12 protein-coding genes are annotated in these 13,729 nt (G+C 33.5%); 6 read left to right on the top strand and 6 right to left on the bottom strand.

The window, feature by feature from the left end:
- Nucleotides 1-45 precede the first annotated feature (45 nt).
- From NLJ00_RS02265 to NLJ00_RS02285, 5 genes are all read left to right on the top strand, one after another.
- Entirely contained in the window at nucleotides 46-3,297 is a 3,252-nt protein-coding gene (locus tag NLJ00_RS02265) for a SusC/RagA family TonB-linked outer membrane protein (RefSeq protein WP_180861059.1), read from the top strand.
- 3 nt (nucleotides 3,298-3,300) lie between these two features.
- Nucleotides 3,301-4,767: a SusD/RagB family nutrient-binding outer membrane lipoprotein gene (locus tag NLJ00_RS02270; protein WP_180861062.1), complete on the top strand. Its 1,467-nt coding sequence runs from the start codon at nucleotides 3,301-3,303 to the stop codon at nucleotides 4,765-4,767.
- 17 nt (nucleotides 4,768-4,784) lie between these two features.
- Nucleotides 4,785-5,585: a hypothetical protein gene (locus tag NLJ00_RS02275; RefSeq protein ID WP_180861065.1), complete on the top strand. Its 801-nt coding sequence runs from the start codon at nucleotides 4,785-4,787 to the stop codon at nucleotides 5,583-5,585.
- A gap of 103 nt (nucleotides 5,586-5,688) precedes the next feature.
- The gene (gene rlmB, locus NLJ00_RS02280; RefSeq protein ID WP_073486710.1) at nucleotides 5,689-6,423 is read left to right on the top strand and encodes a 23S rRNA (guanosine(2251)-2'-O)-methyltransferase RlmB; all 735 of its coding nucleotides are present in this window, start codon (nucleotides 5,689-5,691) and stop codon (nucleotides 6,421-6,423) included.
- A gap of 41 nt (nucleotides 6,424-6,464) precedes the next feature.
- Nucleotides 6,465-7,265: a DUF2490 domain-containing protein gene (locus tag NLJ00_RS02285; protein ID WP_256636087.1), complete on the top strand. Its 801-nt coding sequence runs from the start codon at nucleotides 6,465-6,467 to the stop codon at nucleotides 7,263-7,265.
- 2 nt (nucleotides 7,266-7,267) lie between these two features.
- On the opposite strand, the gene NLJ00_RS02290 is transcribed toward NLJ00_RS02285, so the two are convergent.
- Together NLJ00_RS02290 and NLJ00_RS02295 are read right to left on the bottom strand one after the other, a co-directional pair.
- Nucleotides 7,268-7,774 (bottom strand): hypothetical protein, encoded by a 507-nt coding sequence (locus NLJ00_RS02290; RefSeq protein WP_256636088.1) that lies wholly within the window; start codon nucleotides 7,772-7,774, stop codon nucleotides 7,268-7,270.
- A 61-nt stretch (nucleotides 7,775-7,835) separates the two neighbouring features.
- On the bottom strand, nucleotides 7,836-8,609 hold the full coding sequence (locus NLJ00_RS02295) for a rhomboid family intramembrane serine protease (RefSeq protein ID WP_256636089.1): 774 nt from the start codon (nucleotides 8,607-8,609) through the stop codon (nucleotides 7,836-7,838).
- 162 nt (nucleotides 8,610-8,771) lie between these two features.
- Here NLJ00_RS02295 and NLJ00_RS02300 point away from each other — a divergent pair, with 162 nt between their 5' ends.
- Complete coding sequence (locus NLJ00_RS02300; protein ID WP_053470818.1) at nucleotides 8,772-10,049, top strand: replication-associated recombination protein A; 1,278 nt, start codon at nucleotides 8,772-8,774, stop codon at nucleotides 10,047-10,049.
- A gap of 13 nt (nucleotides 10,050-10,062) precedes the next feature.
- Here NLJ00_RS02300 and NLJ00_RS02305 read toward each other — a convergent pair whose 3' ends face one another.
- The 4 genes from NLJ00_RS02305 to NLJ00_RS02320 form a co-directional block, all read right to left on the bottom strand.
- Complete coding sequence (locus NLJ00_RS02305; protein ID WP_053470817.1) at nucleotides 10,063-10,809, bottom strand: hypothetical protein; 747 nt, start codon at nucleotides 10,807-10,809, stop codon at nucleotides 10,063-10,065.
- Between the two features lie 2 nt (nucleotides 10,810-10,811).
- On the bottom strand, nucleotides 10,812-11,498 hold the full coding sequence (locus NLJ00_RS02310; RefSeq protein WP_053470816.1) for a YjjG family noncanonical pyrimidine nucleotidase: 687 nt from the start codon (nucleotides 11,496-11,498) through the stop codon (nucleotides 10,812-10,814).
- A gap of 3 nt (nucleotides 11,499-11,501) precedes the next feature.
- Complete coding sequence (radC, locus tag NLJ00_RS02315; protein WP_053470815.1) at nucleotides 11,502-12,191, bottom strand: RadC family protein; 690 nt, start codon at nucleotides 12,189-12,191, stop codon at nucleotides 11,502-11,504.
- Between the two features lie 175 nt (nucleotides 12,192-12,366).
- Nucleotides 12,367-13,722 carry a UDP-N-acetylmuramate--L-alanine ligase gene (locus NLJ00_RS02320; RefSeq protein WP_053470814.1) on the bottom strand — a complete coding sequence of 452 codons (1,356 nt, stop codon included), beginning with the start codon at nucleotides 13,720-13,722 and terminating at the stop codon, nucleotides 12,367-12,369.
- Nucleotides 13,723-13,729 lie beyond the last annotated feature (7 nt).

A 13,729-nucleotide genomic window follows, 5' to 3' on the forward strand; every position in this document is an offset into this window, starting at 1 on the left:
ACAAATTATTAAGAGTTTTGCGATACTAATTCAAAATATTTAAAAATGAAACTAAAGTTCAATGGATTCTTAGTACTTTTATTAGTACTAGTTGCGCAACTTTCTTTTGCGCAAGAAAGAGCTGTTTCGGGAACAGTTTCTGATAATGCAGGAATGCCTTTACCAGGTGTTAGTGTATTAGTTAAAGGAACAAAAGCCGGAACACAAACCGATTTTGATGGTAAATACTCTATCAAAGCATCATCAAGCCAAATTTTGGTATTTAGCTACATTGGGATGAAAACCCAAGAAATAGCTGCAACTTCATCAACAGTTAACGTAAGTTTAGCTGGAGATGCGCAAGAACTTGAAAGCGTTGTTGTAACAACAGCTTTAGGTGTAAAAAGAGAGAAAAAATCTCTTGGTTACGCTACACAAGAGGTTAAAGGAGGAGATTTAAGAAATGGTACATCTAGTGGTAACTTCTTAAACGAACTTTCTGGAAAAGTTGCGGGTGTTAACATTACAAGAAACACAAACTTTGGTGGATCTACTAGTGCAATATCTCGTGGGGTTAAAGCAATAGGTCAAAGTAATGAAATGTTAATCGTTATTGATGGTATGCCTATCAACAATGGAAACAATACAAATGATGGATTAACTACTCAGTCTTCAGGAGCAAGAGGATACGATTATGGTAATAATGGTATGGACATCAACCCAGAAGACATCGAAAGTGTTAACGTTTTAAAAGGTGCTGCTGCATCTGCATTATACGGTTATTTAGCTGGTAATGGGGTTTTAATGATTACTACTAAAAAAGGTAAAGCTAAAAAAGGATTAGGAATTACAGTTTCATCTGAAGTAGTAACAGGTTCTCCAGACAAAAGCACATTCGTAAAATATCAAAAAGAATACGGGGCAGGTTATGGAGCTTCTTTCGGTGAGCAGGATATTGACGGTGATGGTACTCCAGATCTAGTTGTTGCAATGGGAGATGATGCTTCTGTTGGAGATAGATTTGACCCATCATTAAATGTTTACCAATGGGATGCTTTCTCTGCTTACCCAGGAAATGCTAACTATGGAAAAGCTACACCTTGGAAAGCTGCAGCAAATGATCCAAATTCATTCTTCCAAAATTCACTTTCATTAGTAAACAGTATCGCATTTGAAGATGGTAACGAAAAAACAAACGTTGTTTTTAATTACACAAATACAAACCAAACTGGTACGTTAATCAACAGTGAATTAAGAAAAAACAACTTCAGTTTAAAATTAAATCACCAGTTTACTGACAGATTATCTCTTAGCACTTTCGCTAACTTCTCTGCTCAACAAACTACAGGTAGAAACATGACTGGATACAGCGACAATATCGTTTCTGGTTTCCGTCAATGGTGGCAAACTAACGTTGACATCAAACAACTTGAACAGGCTTACAACAATTCAGGTGAGCAAAATATTACTTGGAATAGAAAATCTCCAGAAAATGGAGCTCCAGCTTACTGGAATAACCCATATTTTGAGCGTTACAAAAACTACCAAAATGATAGAAGAAATCGTTTTATTGGTTATGCTAACTTGACATACAAAATTGCTGACTGGCTTTCTGCAACAGGAAAAATCTCAACAGATACTTATGATGAGTTACGTGAAGAAAGAGTTGCTGTAGGTTCTGTAGCAAAAACTTTTGGTATCAATGCTCTTGACGAAACTTCAGGTTACCAACGTTATAATGGTAACTTCTCTGAACAAAACTATGATTTACTTCTTAACTTCAAACATAACTTTGGAGAAGACATTAGTTTAACTGGAGTAGCTGGGGGTACAATAAGAAACACTTATTTCAACCAAATTACAGCTTCTACTCAAGGAGGTTTAATTATTCCTGGAATTTACAGCTTATCAAATTCACGTGCTGCAAGTCCATATCCGTATGAAAGAGAAACAAGAACATCTGTAAACAGTTACTATGCTTCTGCTTCTTTAGGATATGTAGACACTTACTTTATTGATGCAACTGCACGTAGAGATGCTTTCTCAAATCTTCCTGCAGATGACAATACTTTAACTAGTTATTCAGTTTCTGGTAGCTGGGTATTCTCTAAAAACTTAAACGCAAGCTGGTTATCTTTTGGTAAATTAAGAGGAGGTTACTCTGAAAGCCCACTTGGAACTCCTGCTTTAGCATTAGTTGATACTTATACTAAATTTGATCCATTCAACAATAATCAAATGTATTCTGTAAACTCAATTAAAAATAACCCAGACTTAAAGCCTATTAAGACAAACACTACTGAGGTTGGTCTTGAGATGCAGTTCTTAAACAGAAGAGTTGGATTTGACGTGAGTTTATACAAAAACGTAAATGATGGTGAAGCTGTAAGAGTTCCTTACTCAACTGCTACAGGATATACTTCTAAGTATGTAAATGCTGCAACAATTGAAAACAAAGGTATTGAGGTTCAGTTTAATGTTACTCCAATAAAAACAAATAATTTTTCTTGGGATATCAACGTAAACTGGTCTAAAAACGAAAACAAAGTAACAGCTTTAGCTGATGGAGTTTCTAACTTACAAATTGCTTCATTCCCTGGAACTGTAACTTTAAATGCTGTAGTTGGACAACCTTTTGGAGTGTTAAAAGGAACAGATTACACTTATACTGCTGACGGGCAAAAAATCATTAACCCATCAACTGGTAGATATGTAATTAACACTTCTACAAACAATATTATTGGAAACATCAATCCTGACTGGATTGGAGGTATTCGTAACAAATTTTCTTACAAAAGCTTAGCATTCAGCTTCTTAATTGACACTAAACACGGAGGAGATGTTTTCTCAACTGACCAATGGTATGGCGTAGGAACTGGACTTGGTGATGGAACTGCTGGTAATAATGATCTTGGTCTTCCAAAAAGAAACTCACTTGTTAATGGTGGAGGTGTAATCCTTCCTGGTGTTTATGCTGACGGAACTCCAAACACAACAAGAACTGTTTACTCAACAGGTGGAGCTATAACAAATGCTTATACTAACGGACCAAGAAGTCAGTATGTTTACGATGCTGGTTTTATTAAACTAAGAGAGGTAAACATTACTTATACTTTACCATCTTCATTAGTACAAAAAATGAAATTGGTAGATGCAAAAATTTCACTTATTGGATCTAACTTATGGATAATCCAAAAAAATCTTCCAGATGCAGACCCAGAAAGTGGATTAGGATCTAACGTAGGATCTCAAGGTCTTTCTATCGGTTCTTTACCAACAACTAGAAATATTGGTTGTAACTTAACAATAAAATTCTAAGCTATGAAAAATAGACTAATAATATTAATATCGTTTATAACCTTATTTGCATCATGCTCTGATGACTTTGGAGGAATGAACGAAGACACAAAAAACCCAACCATTACTTCACCTGAGTTCTTATTCACCAATGCAGAAAAAACTATGGTGGATCAGGTTACAAGTACATCTGTAAACTTTAACGTATTCAGATTGTATGCTCAACAATGGACAGAGGTACAGTACCCACAAGAAACTCAATATGACCTTACTGGACGCACAATTCCAGATCGTCATTGGGCAACTTATTACCGTGATGTATTGAGAGATTTTAAAGAAGCTAAATCACTTTTGATATCTCAAAAAGCTAATTATACTGGAGCACCAGAAGGTTTAGTAGTTTTTGACAATAAAATTGCTATTATCGACATTTTATCTTCTTACTCATATGCTATTTTAGTTGATACTTTTGGAGATGTTCCTTACAGTGAAGCTTTAGATATCGATGGACACCCTCAACCAAAATATGATGATGCACAAACTATCTACAAAGATCTTATTGCTGTATTAACTGCAGCGTCTCATAAATTAGATCAAAGCGCAGATAGTTATGACGAAGCTGATCTTATTTTTGGTGGAAACACTGCTAAATGGGCTAAATTTGCTAACTCTCTACGTTTCAGATTAGCTATCAATATGGATGATGTAGATCATACTTATGCTAGCGCACAAGCATTAGCGGCTCAAGCTGATGGTTTAATTTTAGCTAGTACTGATGGAGCATATATGCCATATACTACAAATACAACTAATAACAACCCGTTATATCTTGATTTAGTAGCTAGTGGACGTGATGATTTCTTGCCAGCTAATACATTCGTAAATAAAATGAATGCTCTTTCTGATCCAAGAAGAGCAAAATACTTTACAGAATTCCCTGCAGGTTCAGGACAATACAAAGGTGGTGTATACGGAACTGTTAACGTTTATGGAGATTTCTCTCACTTAACAGAAACTATTAAAGATCCTGTATATCCTGGTGTTCTTTTCACTTATTCAGAAGTAGAGTTTTTATTAGCTGAAGCTGTAGAAAGAGGAATTGCTGTTGGTGGAACTGCTGCATCTCACTATAATGCGGGTATTACTGCATCTATGCAAGATTGGGGAGTTTCTTCTGCTGACATTTCAGCTTACTTAGTAAGATCTGATGTAGCTTATGCAACTGCTGCTGGAACTTGGCAACAAAAAATTGGAGAACAAGCATGGATCTCTTATTTCAACAGAGGTTTTGAAGCATGGACTTCTTACAGAAGATTAGACTTCCCTGCTTTAGTAGCTCCTCCAGTAACTTTTGGTGATATCACTGAAGTTCCAAAACGTTACTCTTATCCAGGAATTGAGCAAACATTAAATGCTGCAAATCTAGAAGCTGCAGTTGCAAAATTGGGTAACAATAATGTAACTACTAAAATTTTCTGGGATAAACATTAATATTTAATATTACAAATATGAAAAAATATATAAAACAAATTGCTACGTTCGCATTAATTGCAATTCTAGCTTCTTGTGATGCCGCAGATGACAATATTGAATATTCAACCGCGGGAGGGAACGTAGTTCCAACAACATCAAGTATTAGTCGTTTAGACAACAATTATAATTTACCTCTTAATACTTTTACAAAAGAAGGCGTAACGGTATCTAAAGTTGAAATCTATAAGAATGCTGCTAAAACTACTTCAGATCCTATAGTATTGGGAGACAAAGTTGCAGATGCTACTCTTACTGATGGAAAAGCTACTTTCAACACTTCTTCATTAGGAAGCTTTGATGTATTTCCTGTAACTTCAGGTGGTACTACTACTCTAACAGGAAAAACTGGAAGCTATGCATTAGCAATTATTTCATCATACTCTGATGGTTCAACTACAAGAGCTACATGGACTTTAACCGTTGGAAAAGGAATTGTTTGGCAAATTTACAATGCTGATGGTGACCCTGTAACTAACGCTACAAGTGGTGTAACAACAGCACCTTATAATGGCACTGAACCAGTGATCATTACTTTTGCTCCAGTTAAAAAATCTACTACAGTTGTTAACAGTATTGTTGGAGAGTGGTCTAAAAATGGCGGTGCTTTTTCTGCATTACCAGGAACATTACCTACTACACGTCAAGATTTAGACATAGCTGCAATCCCATACTCAACTTATGGAGGTCTTGCAGCAGGTGACAAAATCACTTACAGATTTACTATAACTGCTGGAACTCAAACTGATGCAATTTCTACAACAGTTACTTTCAACTAAGAAAAAATATTAATCAAAATAATATTTTTTAATAATACTAAAAGCCATCCCGTTCATTCGGGGTGGTTTTTTTTTATATAAACATTATACCTATATTTGCCTCATGGAAAAAGAACATCAAATATTTGGTATTAGAGCCATTATAGAAGCGATACAAGCTGGTCAGGAAGTTGACAAAGTATTTATACAAAAAGAAATTTCTGGAGAATTAATGAAAGATTTAATGAAGGTAATGAAACGTGCCAACATTAATTTTTCTTATGTTCCAGTTGAAAAACTAAATAGATTAACACCTAATAATCATCAAGGTGCTGTTGCAACAATCTCCCCTATTGGATTTATTGATATAGAACATTTAGTAGAGTCAACTATTGCTTCGGGTTCAAAACCTTTATTTTTAATATTAGACCAAATCTCGGATGCGAGAAATTTTGGTGCTATTATCAGAACTGCTGAATGTACAGGAGTAAATGGAATTATTGTTCAAAAAGCAGGTTCTGCACCGGTAAATGGCGACACAGTTAAAACATCTGCAGGTGCAGTATTCAATGTACCTATTTGCAAAGTTGAACATATCAAAGATGCTATATTCTACCTTCAGGGATCTGGAATAAAAACCGTAGCCGCTACTGAAAAAACCGATCAAAACATTTATGACTTATCTCTAAATGAACCTTTAGCTATTATAATGGGATCTGAAGACAGAGGTATAAATCCTTCTGTTTTGAAAATTGTAGATGAAAAAGCAAAATTACCAATGTTTGGTTCCATAGGATCACTTAACGTATCTGTTGCATGCGGTGCATTTTTATACGAAACAGTTCGCCAGAGAAGTTAACAAAGCATACCGAAGTAGAATGACAACTTAATAACTATTAAATGTCTTCAAAACTTGCTCAAAATATAGTACTTAGAAAAATCTGTTCTCCAATTGTAATTTTTCTAATTACAATGATAAGTTATGGGCAAACAACAAAGTACAATCAATTTTGGGGTGAGATTCAATTTAGCCGAACTATAAATAAAAAGTGGTCAACTGAACTTAATTTAGGAACAAGTTACAGCAGTACAGAATCATCCCCAAATATTTTTGAGCAAAACACACAAAGATCTTTTAGACTCTGGGGACATTATTATTTGTCTCCACGATGGAAGCTATCATCATTTATAGCATATTTTAACAACAAAGATATTCCTGAAATAGGTCAATTTGAGTCTCCAGAATGGCGATTTGCTTTGCAGGGTATTTATTACTTCCATAAAACCGGATATACTTTAAGTACAAGGATGCGAACGGAACTTCGTCATATGAAAAATGAAGATGATAGCTACGAAAACGTAATTCGATATCGCCAGCAAATTAAATACTTACAACCTATTAACAGTAAAGTTTTACGTGAGGGTGTTGTTTATGCTATTGCTTCTGATGAATTATTTTTCAAATCGGGAACAAAAGTTACTGGTCTTAGTTTTTTTGACAGAAACAGATTAAATATTGGTGCAGGTTATCTGTTTTCAGATGATATACAAATTGAACTAACTTATGCTAACGAATATCTTCCAAGAGATAACGGAAATCAAATCGTAAACGCCGCCTCATTCACACTTACATTTAATAATTTTTTTGAAAATCTAAACAAAAAGTTCTTACATAAATCAGAAACTACAAGTGAGGATTAAGTTTACTTTTCTTCTTCTTTTAAAAAACAAGCCAGCTGCTTTACAATTTCATCTTTATGCAATTTGAAATTGTAATCGCGAATGAACTCAGTTCCTTTCATATTTATAGAAGCTACAACAGCTTCAAATTTAGAAAACGCTGTTAAATCCTTTTTGTCAATTAAATACAAAACCTGCATAACAGAATCATTTTTTATATACTGTGTATCATAATGCGCTAATTTATATGCATTATTATCAGCTAAGTGTATTATTAAATCATCTTTGATTCCTTTTCCTATCTTTTTTTCCGGAAAAGGTGTGGGCTGTAGAGCAACAAAATAATTTTCTTTATCGGTAAGAATATTTATTTTTAGAGATTTAGATTTTGTAGTATAAAAAGCCGCCGGGTCGAAATAATAAACCATGGAACCGTCTGCAAGTACTCTATTTTTTACATCGCATTGAGCAAAAGATTCAGTACTTCCAAAAATCAATAAAATTAAAACAGAGAAAAAAGTAATTTTCATGAGTTGGATTAATTAGATTAAAGTGTTCCTTAACAAAATTAATCATTTTAATTCATAAAAATCAATCTTCAGAACCTTTATCAACTGATTCTGATTTGGTTACAATATAGTTCACAATAACATTTGAATTGAAATACGCATCAGGATTTTCATTTTCTTCTTCAGGAATTTCAGTATTTACGAAATTTCCATCTTCATCAAAATGTTTCATAAAAGCATCCTGCGAAGGATCAAAATCTGGTTTCTGCCAATCATAAATTATGGGTTTTGTATATTCAGAAGTTTTATAATATAAAGAAAGTCCAAATCCTGTAATAAATCCGCCTAAATGTCCTTCCCAGGAAATTGCAGCATCTACATCCGGAAAAACATACCAAATCATTCCTCCATAAAGCAAAATAACAGATAAGGAAAGTGCTACCAAGCGATAATATTTAGTTTGTATTCCTTTAAAAAAGATAAAACTTACCAAAACATAAATTAATCCGCTGGCACCAATATGAAAGTTTGGTCGGCCAATAATCCAGGTTATCAATCCGGAAAATAGAATCCCATAACAAATAACGCCTAATGACTGCTTGGGATAAAAAAACTGCAAAGCTGTCAGTAAAACCAAAAGTGGAATTGAGTTATTATATAGATGTTCTAAATTTTCGTGGATAAATGGACTAAACAACACGCCTTGTAATCCGGAAAAATCTCTGGGATAAATTCCGTTTTGATAAAAATCAAAATCAAATCGAATCTGAATCCAGTATATAACCCATAGAAAAAGCACAAAAAATACCGGAACTCCAACAACTGCTGTTGAAAATTTAAATTGATTATCATTCATATAGTTTCGATTCTAATTGATGTTCTGGCATCAAAAAACTATCCAAATAAAAATTACTGATAATTTGTCAGCTATTCTATTATATGTTAAATGTTTAAAAATTGAAATGCTATATAGTATCTCATGTAACAAAATTAATTTTGAAAATAGTAATTTTACAAAATGGAAGCACCGTTAGCCGAGCGTATTCGCCCACAGAAATTAGAAGATTATGTTAGTCAGAGTCATTTGGTTGGACCAAATGGTTCGTTGACGCAGCAAATTTCAAAAGGAATAATTCCTTCACTTATTTTTTGGGGTCCGCCGGGAACAGGCAAAACAACTTTAGCACAAATTATTGCACAAGAATCTAAACGTCCGTTTTATATTTTGAGCGCCATTAATTCCGGGGTTAAAGACATTCGTGATGTAATTGAAAAAGCAAAACAAAGTGGCGGTTTATTTACTGCCAAAAACCCAATTTTGTTTATTGATGAGATTCACCGATTTAGTAAATCGCAGCAAGATTCACTTTTAGCTGCTGTTGAAAAAGGATGGATCACACTTATTGGCGCAACTACAGAAAACCCAAGTTTTGAGGTTATTCCCGCATTATTATCTCGTTGTCAGGTCTATATATTAAATGCTTTTACAAAAGATGATTTAGAAGCTTTATTACATCGTGCAATGAAAATTGACGTGGAATTAGCATCTAAAAAAATCACTTTAAAAGAAACGGAAGCACTACTCCGACTTTCTGGCGGAGATGGCAGAAAACTGCTTAATATTTTTGAGCTTGTAGTTAATGCTTCTCCAAGCGACAACGTAATTATTACTAATGATCGTGTTTTTGAACTGGTTCAGCAAAATACTGTTTTATATGACAAAACTGGTGAACAACATTATGATATTGTTTCTGCTTTTATAAAATCTATAAGAGGAAGCGATCCAAATGGTGCAGTTTATTGGCTGGCAAGAATGATTGAAGGCGGTGAAGATGTAAAATTTATTGCGCGCAGAATGCTGATTTTATCTAGTGAAGATATTGGAAATGCAAACCCAACAGCATTTATTATGGCTAATAATACTTTTCAGGCGGTTTCAACGATTGGTTATCCGGAAAGCAGAATTATATTAAGCCAATGCGCTATATATCTTGCAACATCTCCAAAAAGCAATGCATCTTATATGGCAATTGGAAATGCACAGCAATTAGTAAAACAAACTGGAGATTTACCAGTTCCAATTCATTTACGAAATGCTCCAACAAAATTGATGAAGGAATTAGGATATGGCGAAGACTATAAATACTCGCATGACTATGCAAATAATTTTGCCGAACAAGAATTTCTACCCGATGCCATAAAAGAAACGGTTCTTTATAATCCTGGAAGCAACTCTAGAGAGAACAGCAACCGTGAATTTTTAAAGAACCGTTGGAAAGATAAATATGGTTATTAAACCATAATATATTTTAGAATTTTACAGAAACTTTTTCTGAAATCAATTTATCATTTTGATAATACTCAAAATACCATTGATTGTCTTTTGCGTTTAAAGATCCCTGAATTCCATCTTTAATAGCAATAAAAGAATCTGCACGCGAAGTTTTTAATAATTTCATTACCACTTTTGGTGTTTTATCAATTAACTGAAATCCATTTTCTGTTGGTTGTGCGTACAATAAATTTGGATCTGAAAGATTAACTACAGGTTTCTCTTCAACTGGTGTACTAGTAACAACAGCAGCAACAGGAGCCGCAGCTTGCGTTACAGTAGAAGAAGTTGAAGAAGCCGTTTTTCCATTATATTTATAGTGCAGTCCAATAACAGATACAAATGCGCCTTCAAGACTTTCTTTATACGCTACTTCGTAGTCCTTTTCCCTGCTCTTTCCAGTTTCAGAAGTATAAATTACTTTTCCATAGCAGTCTTTAAACTGAATAAAAAGTTTTGTTACTAAAAAAGCATTGTCTCTTTTAACATCAATATACAAAAGCTCACATCTATCAATTCCTGCAGGTATTTGCTCATTAGTATAATAAGCCTCAAAACCAGCTTTAAGTAAATTTGATTTTGTTAAAGTAGCTAATCGATATTGATTGTCTGTTTTGATAAAATCATATTTCAGAGGAATTATAACTGCTTTATAATCGTTAACAGATTGCGAAAATCCAATAGCCGAACAAAATAGTAAAGCCAGTAAAACTTTTATTTTCATAATTATAGGTATTTTTTTAGTTCTAGTAAATGATTAATTTGTTTTAAATTTTTAGGAACATCAATATTTCTGATGTTAAAGAAAATAGCATCCATCCCAGCGTTTAGGGCGCCATTAACATCTGCATCATAATCGTCTCCAATCATGACACTGTTTTCTTTTGATGCCTGAGCCAAATTGACAGCATAATCAAAGATAATACTATTTGGTTTTTTAACGCCTGCTAATTCAGAATTTGTAATCGTGCTGAAATAACCTCCAAGCGAAGCATTATTAATTTTCTTAGTTTGAACGTGTGCAAAACCATTTGTTATAATATGCAGCTTATATTTTGGTTTGAGATATTCTAAAACTTCAATTGCTCCATCAAAAAGATGATTATTATCGGTCAAAAACTCAATATAATCATTAGCAATCTGATCTATATTTTCATCAGAAATAGAATAATTTAACGCATCAAAAGAAAATTTTAATCGGTTATAACGTAATTCCTGATGTGTAATTTCATCATTTTGATACAATCTCCAGCATTCCTGATTTATGGGAACATATTTTTGAATAAAATCTTCAATTTTAATTTGTCCGAAATTATTTTTAAAAATGCGATCAAATGCCATTTCTGAATTTTTATCAAAATCCCAAAGCGTGTGATCTAAATCAAAAAAAATGTCTGTAATGTTGGTATTCATAGATTAAAAAATTCCTTCATCTACAAAACTATAATATTTTGTTTCAGTAATAATCAAATGATCTAAAATTTTAACATCTAGGATCTCTCCTGCTGTTTTTATTTTCTTTGTAATTTGTTTGTCTGCATCACTTGGATTCAAATTCCCAGAAGGATGATTATGACACAAAATCAAACCTGTAGCACCATTTTCTAATGCTAATTTAAAAACCAAACGTATATCTACAATCGTTCCTGCAATTCCTCCTTTACTTAATTGTGATTTAGAAATAACCTTATTAGAATTATTCAGAAAAAGTACCCAAAATTCTTCATGTGATAGTTCACCTATTATTGGTTGCATAATTTCGAAAGCATTTTTACTTGAAATAATTTTGTCCAATTGTACTATATCCTCTGCCCTTCTTCTACGTCCTAATTCTAAAGCAGCAATAATGGTAATTGCCTTTGCTTCGCCAATGCCTTTAAATTGCATTAATTGAGAAATAGATACTTTTCCTAAAGAATTTAAATTTCCAGCACTGGCCAAAATTCGTTGACTTAAGGCGACTGCCGATTCATTGCGACTTCCAGAACCGATTAAAATAGCCATTAACTCAGCATCGCTTAAAGCATCTTTGCCTTTAAGCATTAATTTTTCCCTTGGTTTGTCATCTTCTGACCAATTTTTAATGGGAAAATTTGTAGTTTCCATCTAAAGTAAAATTTAATTATTTAAAGGAAACTCTTTTCTTAATCTCCACAGCGAATATATTAAAAAATAAGAAAAATCTCTCGTAAATAAAATTCAGATTTCGAATAATAATAAAAATGTGCCAATCGCTTTTTGCAATTGGCACATTTTCTAATTCTTTAAATTGACTAATTTTCTAATTAATCAATTGTTTTACTTCATCAAAATTCAAACCTCCATAATTTCCTGAACTCATTAATAAAAGTGCAGAATTGTCAAGATTTAAGTTGAATAAGTATTCTTTAAATTCAGCTGGATTTGTATAGATGATTAAATCTTCTCTGTTAAATGAAGTTGCTATTTGTTCGTATGTTACTTCTTCTAACTGTTTGATTTTTACAGCATCTGGAGAATAAAAAACAACTGCAACATCAGCATATTCTAAAGCTCCTTCATACTCTTTTAAAAATTCGGCATTTAAACTGCTATACGTATGCAATTCTAAACATGCCACCAAAGTTCTGTTTGGATATTGCTCTTTTACAGCTTTTGTCGTTGCAGCAACTTTACTTGGCGAATGCGCAAAATCTTTGTAAGCAACTTTTCCTTTTCCTTCGGCTATTTTTTCTAAACGTTTAGAAGCACCTTTAAAACTGGCAATTGCTTCATAAAAATCGGCCTCATCAACGCCCATATTTTGGCAGATCCATTTAGCTCCGGCAAGATTATTTAAATTATGCGCTCCAAAAACTTCAATTGGCATATCGCCTTCTGGCGTTTTCAATAAAGTTACCCCATCGCTAACCGAATATTCTGGCGTGTGGTAAGCTAATTTACGAATAGGATTTGTAGCAGCCTCAGAAACACGTTTTACTTCCGGGTCATTTTCGTTATAAACTAAAATTCCTCCGTTTGTAATTTTCGAAATAAAAATTTCAAATTGCTCTACATAATTTTCATATGTCGGAAACACATTGATATGATCCCATGCAATTCCTGAAATCAAAGCAATATTGGGCTGGTATAAATGAAACTTCGGACGACGATCTATTGGCGACGATAAATATTCATCTCCTTCTAAAACCATAAAATCATTTTCTTCAGTAAGATGCACCATCGTATCAAAACCTTCTAATTGTGCACCAACCATATAATCAACTTCAATGTTATGATAATGCATAACGTGCAAAATCATCGAAGTAATAGTAGTTTTTCCGTGCGAACCGCCAATTACAACACGAGTTTTATTTTTAGATTGTTCGTATAAAAATTCTGGATAAGAATAAATTTTAAGTCCCAATTCCTGCGCTTTCAACAATTCCGGGTTATCGGCTTTTGCGTGCATCCCAAGAATTATGGCATCAATATCGGCAGTGATTTTTTCAGGAAACCAGCCCAGTTCAGCAGGAAGAATTCCTTTTTTTTCTAATCTTGATTTTGAAGGCTCAAAAATAGCATCATCGCTTCCTGTAACCTGATATCCTTTATTGTGCAATGCTAATGCTAAGTTGTGCATAGCGCTTCCGCCTATAGCGATGAAATGTGTTTTCATTTAAAAT

This window comes from Flavobacterium panici, from assembly GCF_024499525.1.
GTDB classification, from domain to species: domain Bacteria; phylum Bacteroidota; class Bacteroidia; order Flavobacteriales; family Flavobacteriaceae; genus Flavobacterium; species Flavobacterium panici.

Excerpts from the sequence above, each read along its gene's own strand:
- NLJ00_RS02310 (WP_053470816.1), bottom strand. The coding sequence starts at position 11,498 with ATGAATACCAACATTACAGACATTTTTTTTGATTTAGATCACACGCTT.
- NLJ00_RS02305 (WP_053470817.1), bottom strand. The coding sequence starts at position 10,809 with ATGAAAATAAAAGTTTTACTGGCTTTACTATTTTGTTCGGCTATTGGA.
- NLJ00_RS02275 (WP_180861065.1), top strand. The coding sequence starts at position 4,785 with ATGAAAAAATATATAAAACAAATTGCTACGTTCGCATTAATTGCAATT.
- NLJ00_RS02285 (WP_256636087.1), top strand. The coding sequence starts at position 6,465 with ATGTCTTCAAAACTTGCTCAAAATATAGTACTTAGAAAAATCTGTTCT.
- NLJ00_RS02300 (WP_053470818.1), top strand. The coding sequence starts at position 8,772 with ATGGAAGCACCGTTAGCCGAGCGTATTCGCCCACAGAAATTAGAAGAT.
- rlmB (WP_073486710.1), top strand. The coding sequence starts at position 5,689 with ATGGAAAAAGAACATCAAATATTTGGTATTAGAGCCATTATAGAAGCG.
- NLJ00_RS02295 (WP_256636089.1), bottom strand. The coding sequence starts at position 8,609 with ATGAATGATAATCAATTTAAATTTTCAACAGCAGTTGTTGGAGTTCCG.
- NLJ00_RS02270 (WP_180861062.1), top strand. The coding sequence starts at position 3,301 with ATGAAAAATAGACTAATAATATTAATATCGTTTATAACCTTATTTGCA.
- radC (WP_053470815.1), bottom strand. The coding sequence starts at position 12,191 with ATGGAAACTACAAATTTTCCCATTAAAAATTGGTCAGAAGATGACAAA.
- NLJ00_RS02320 (WP_053470814.1), bottom strand. The coding sequence starts at position 13,722 with ATGAAAACACATTTCATCGCTATAGGCGGAAGCGCTATGCACAACTTA.
- NLJ00_RS02265 (WP_180861059.1), top strand. The coding sequence starts at position 46 with ATGAAACTAAAGTTCAATGGATTCTTAGTACTTTTATTAGTACTAGTT.
- NLJ00_RS02290 (WP_256636088.1), bottom strand. The coding sequence starts at position 7,774 with ATGAAAATTACTTTTTTCTCTGTTTTAATTTTATTGATTTTTGGAAGT.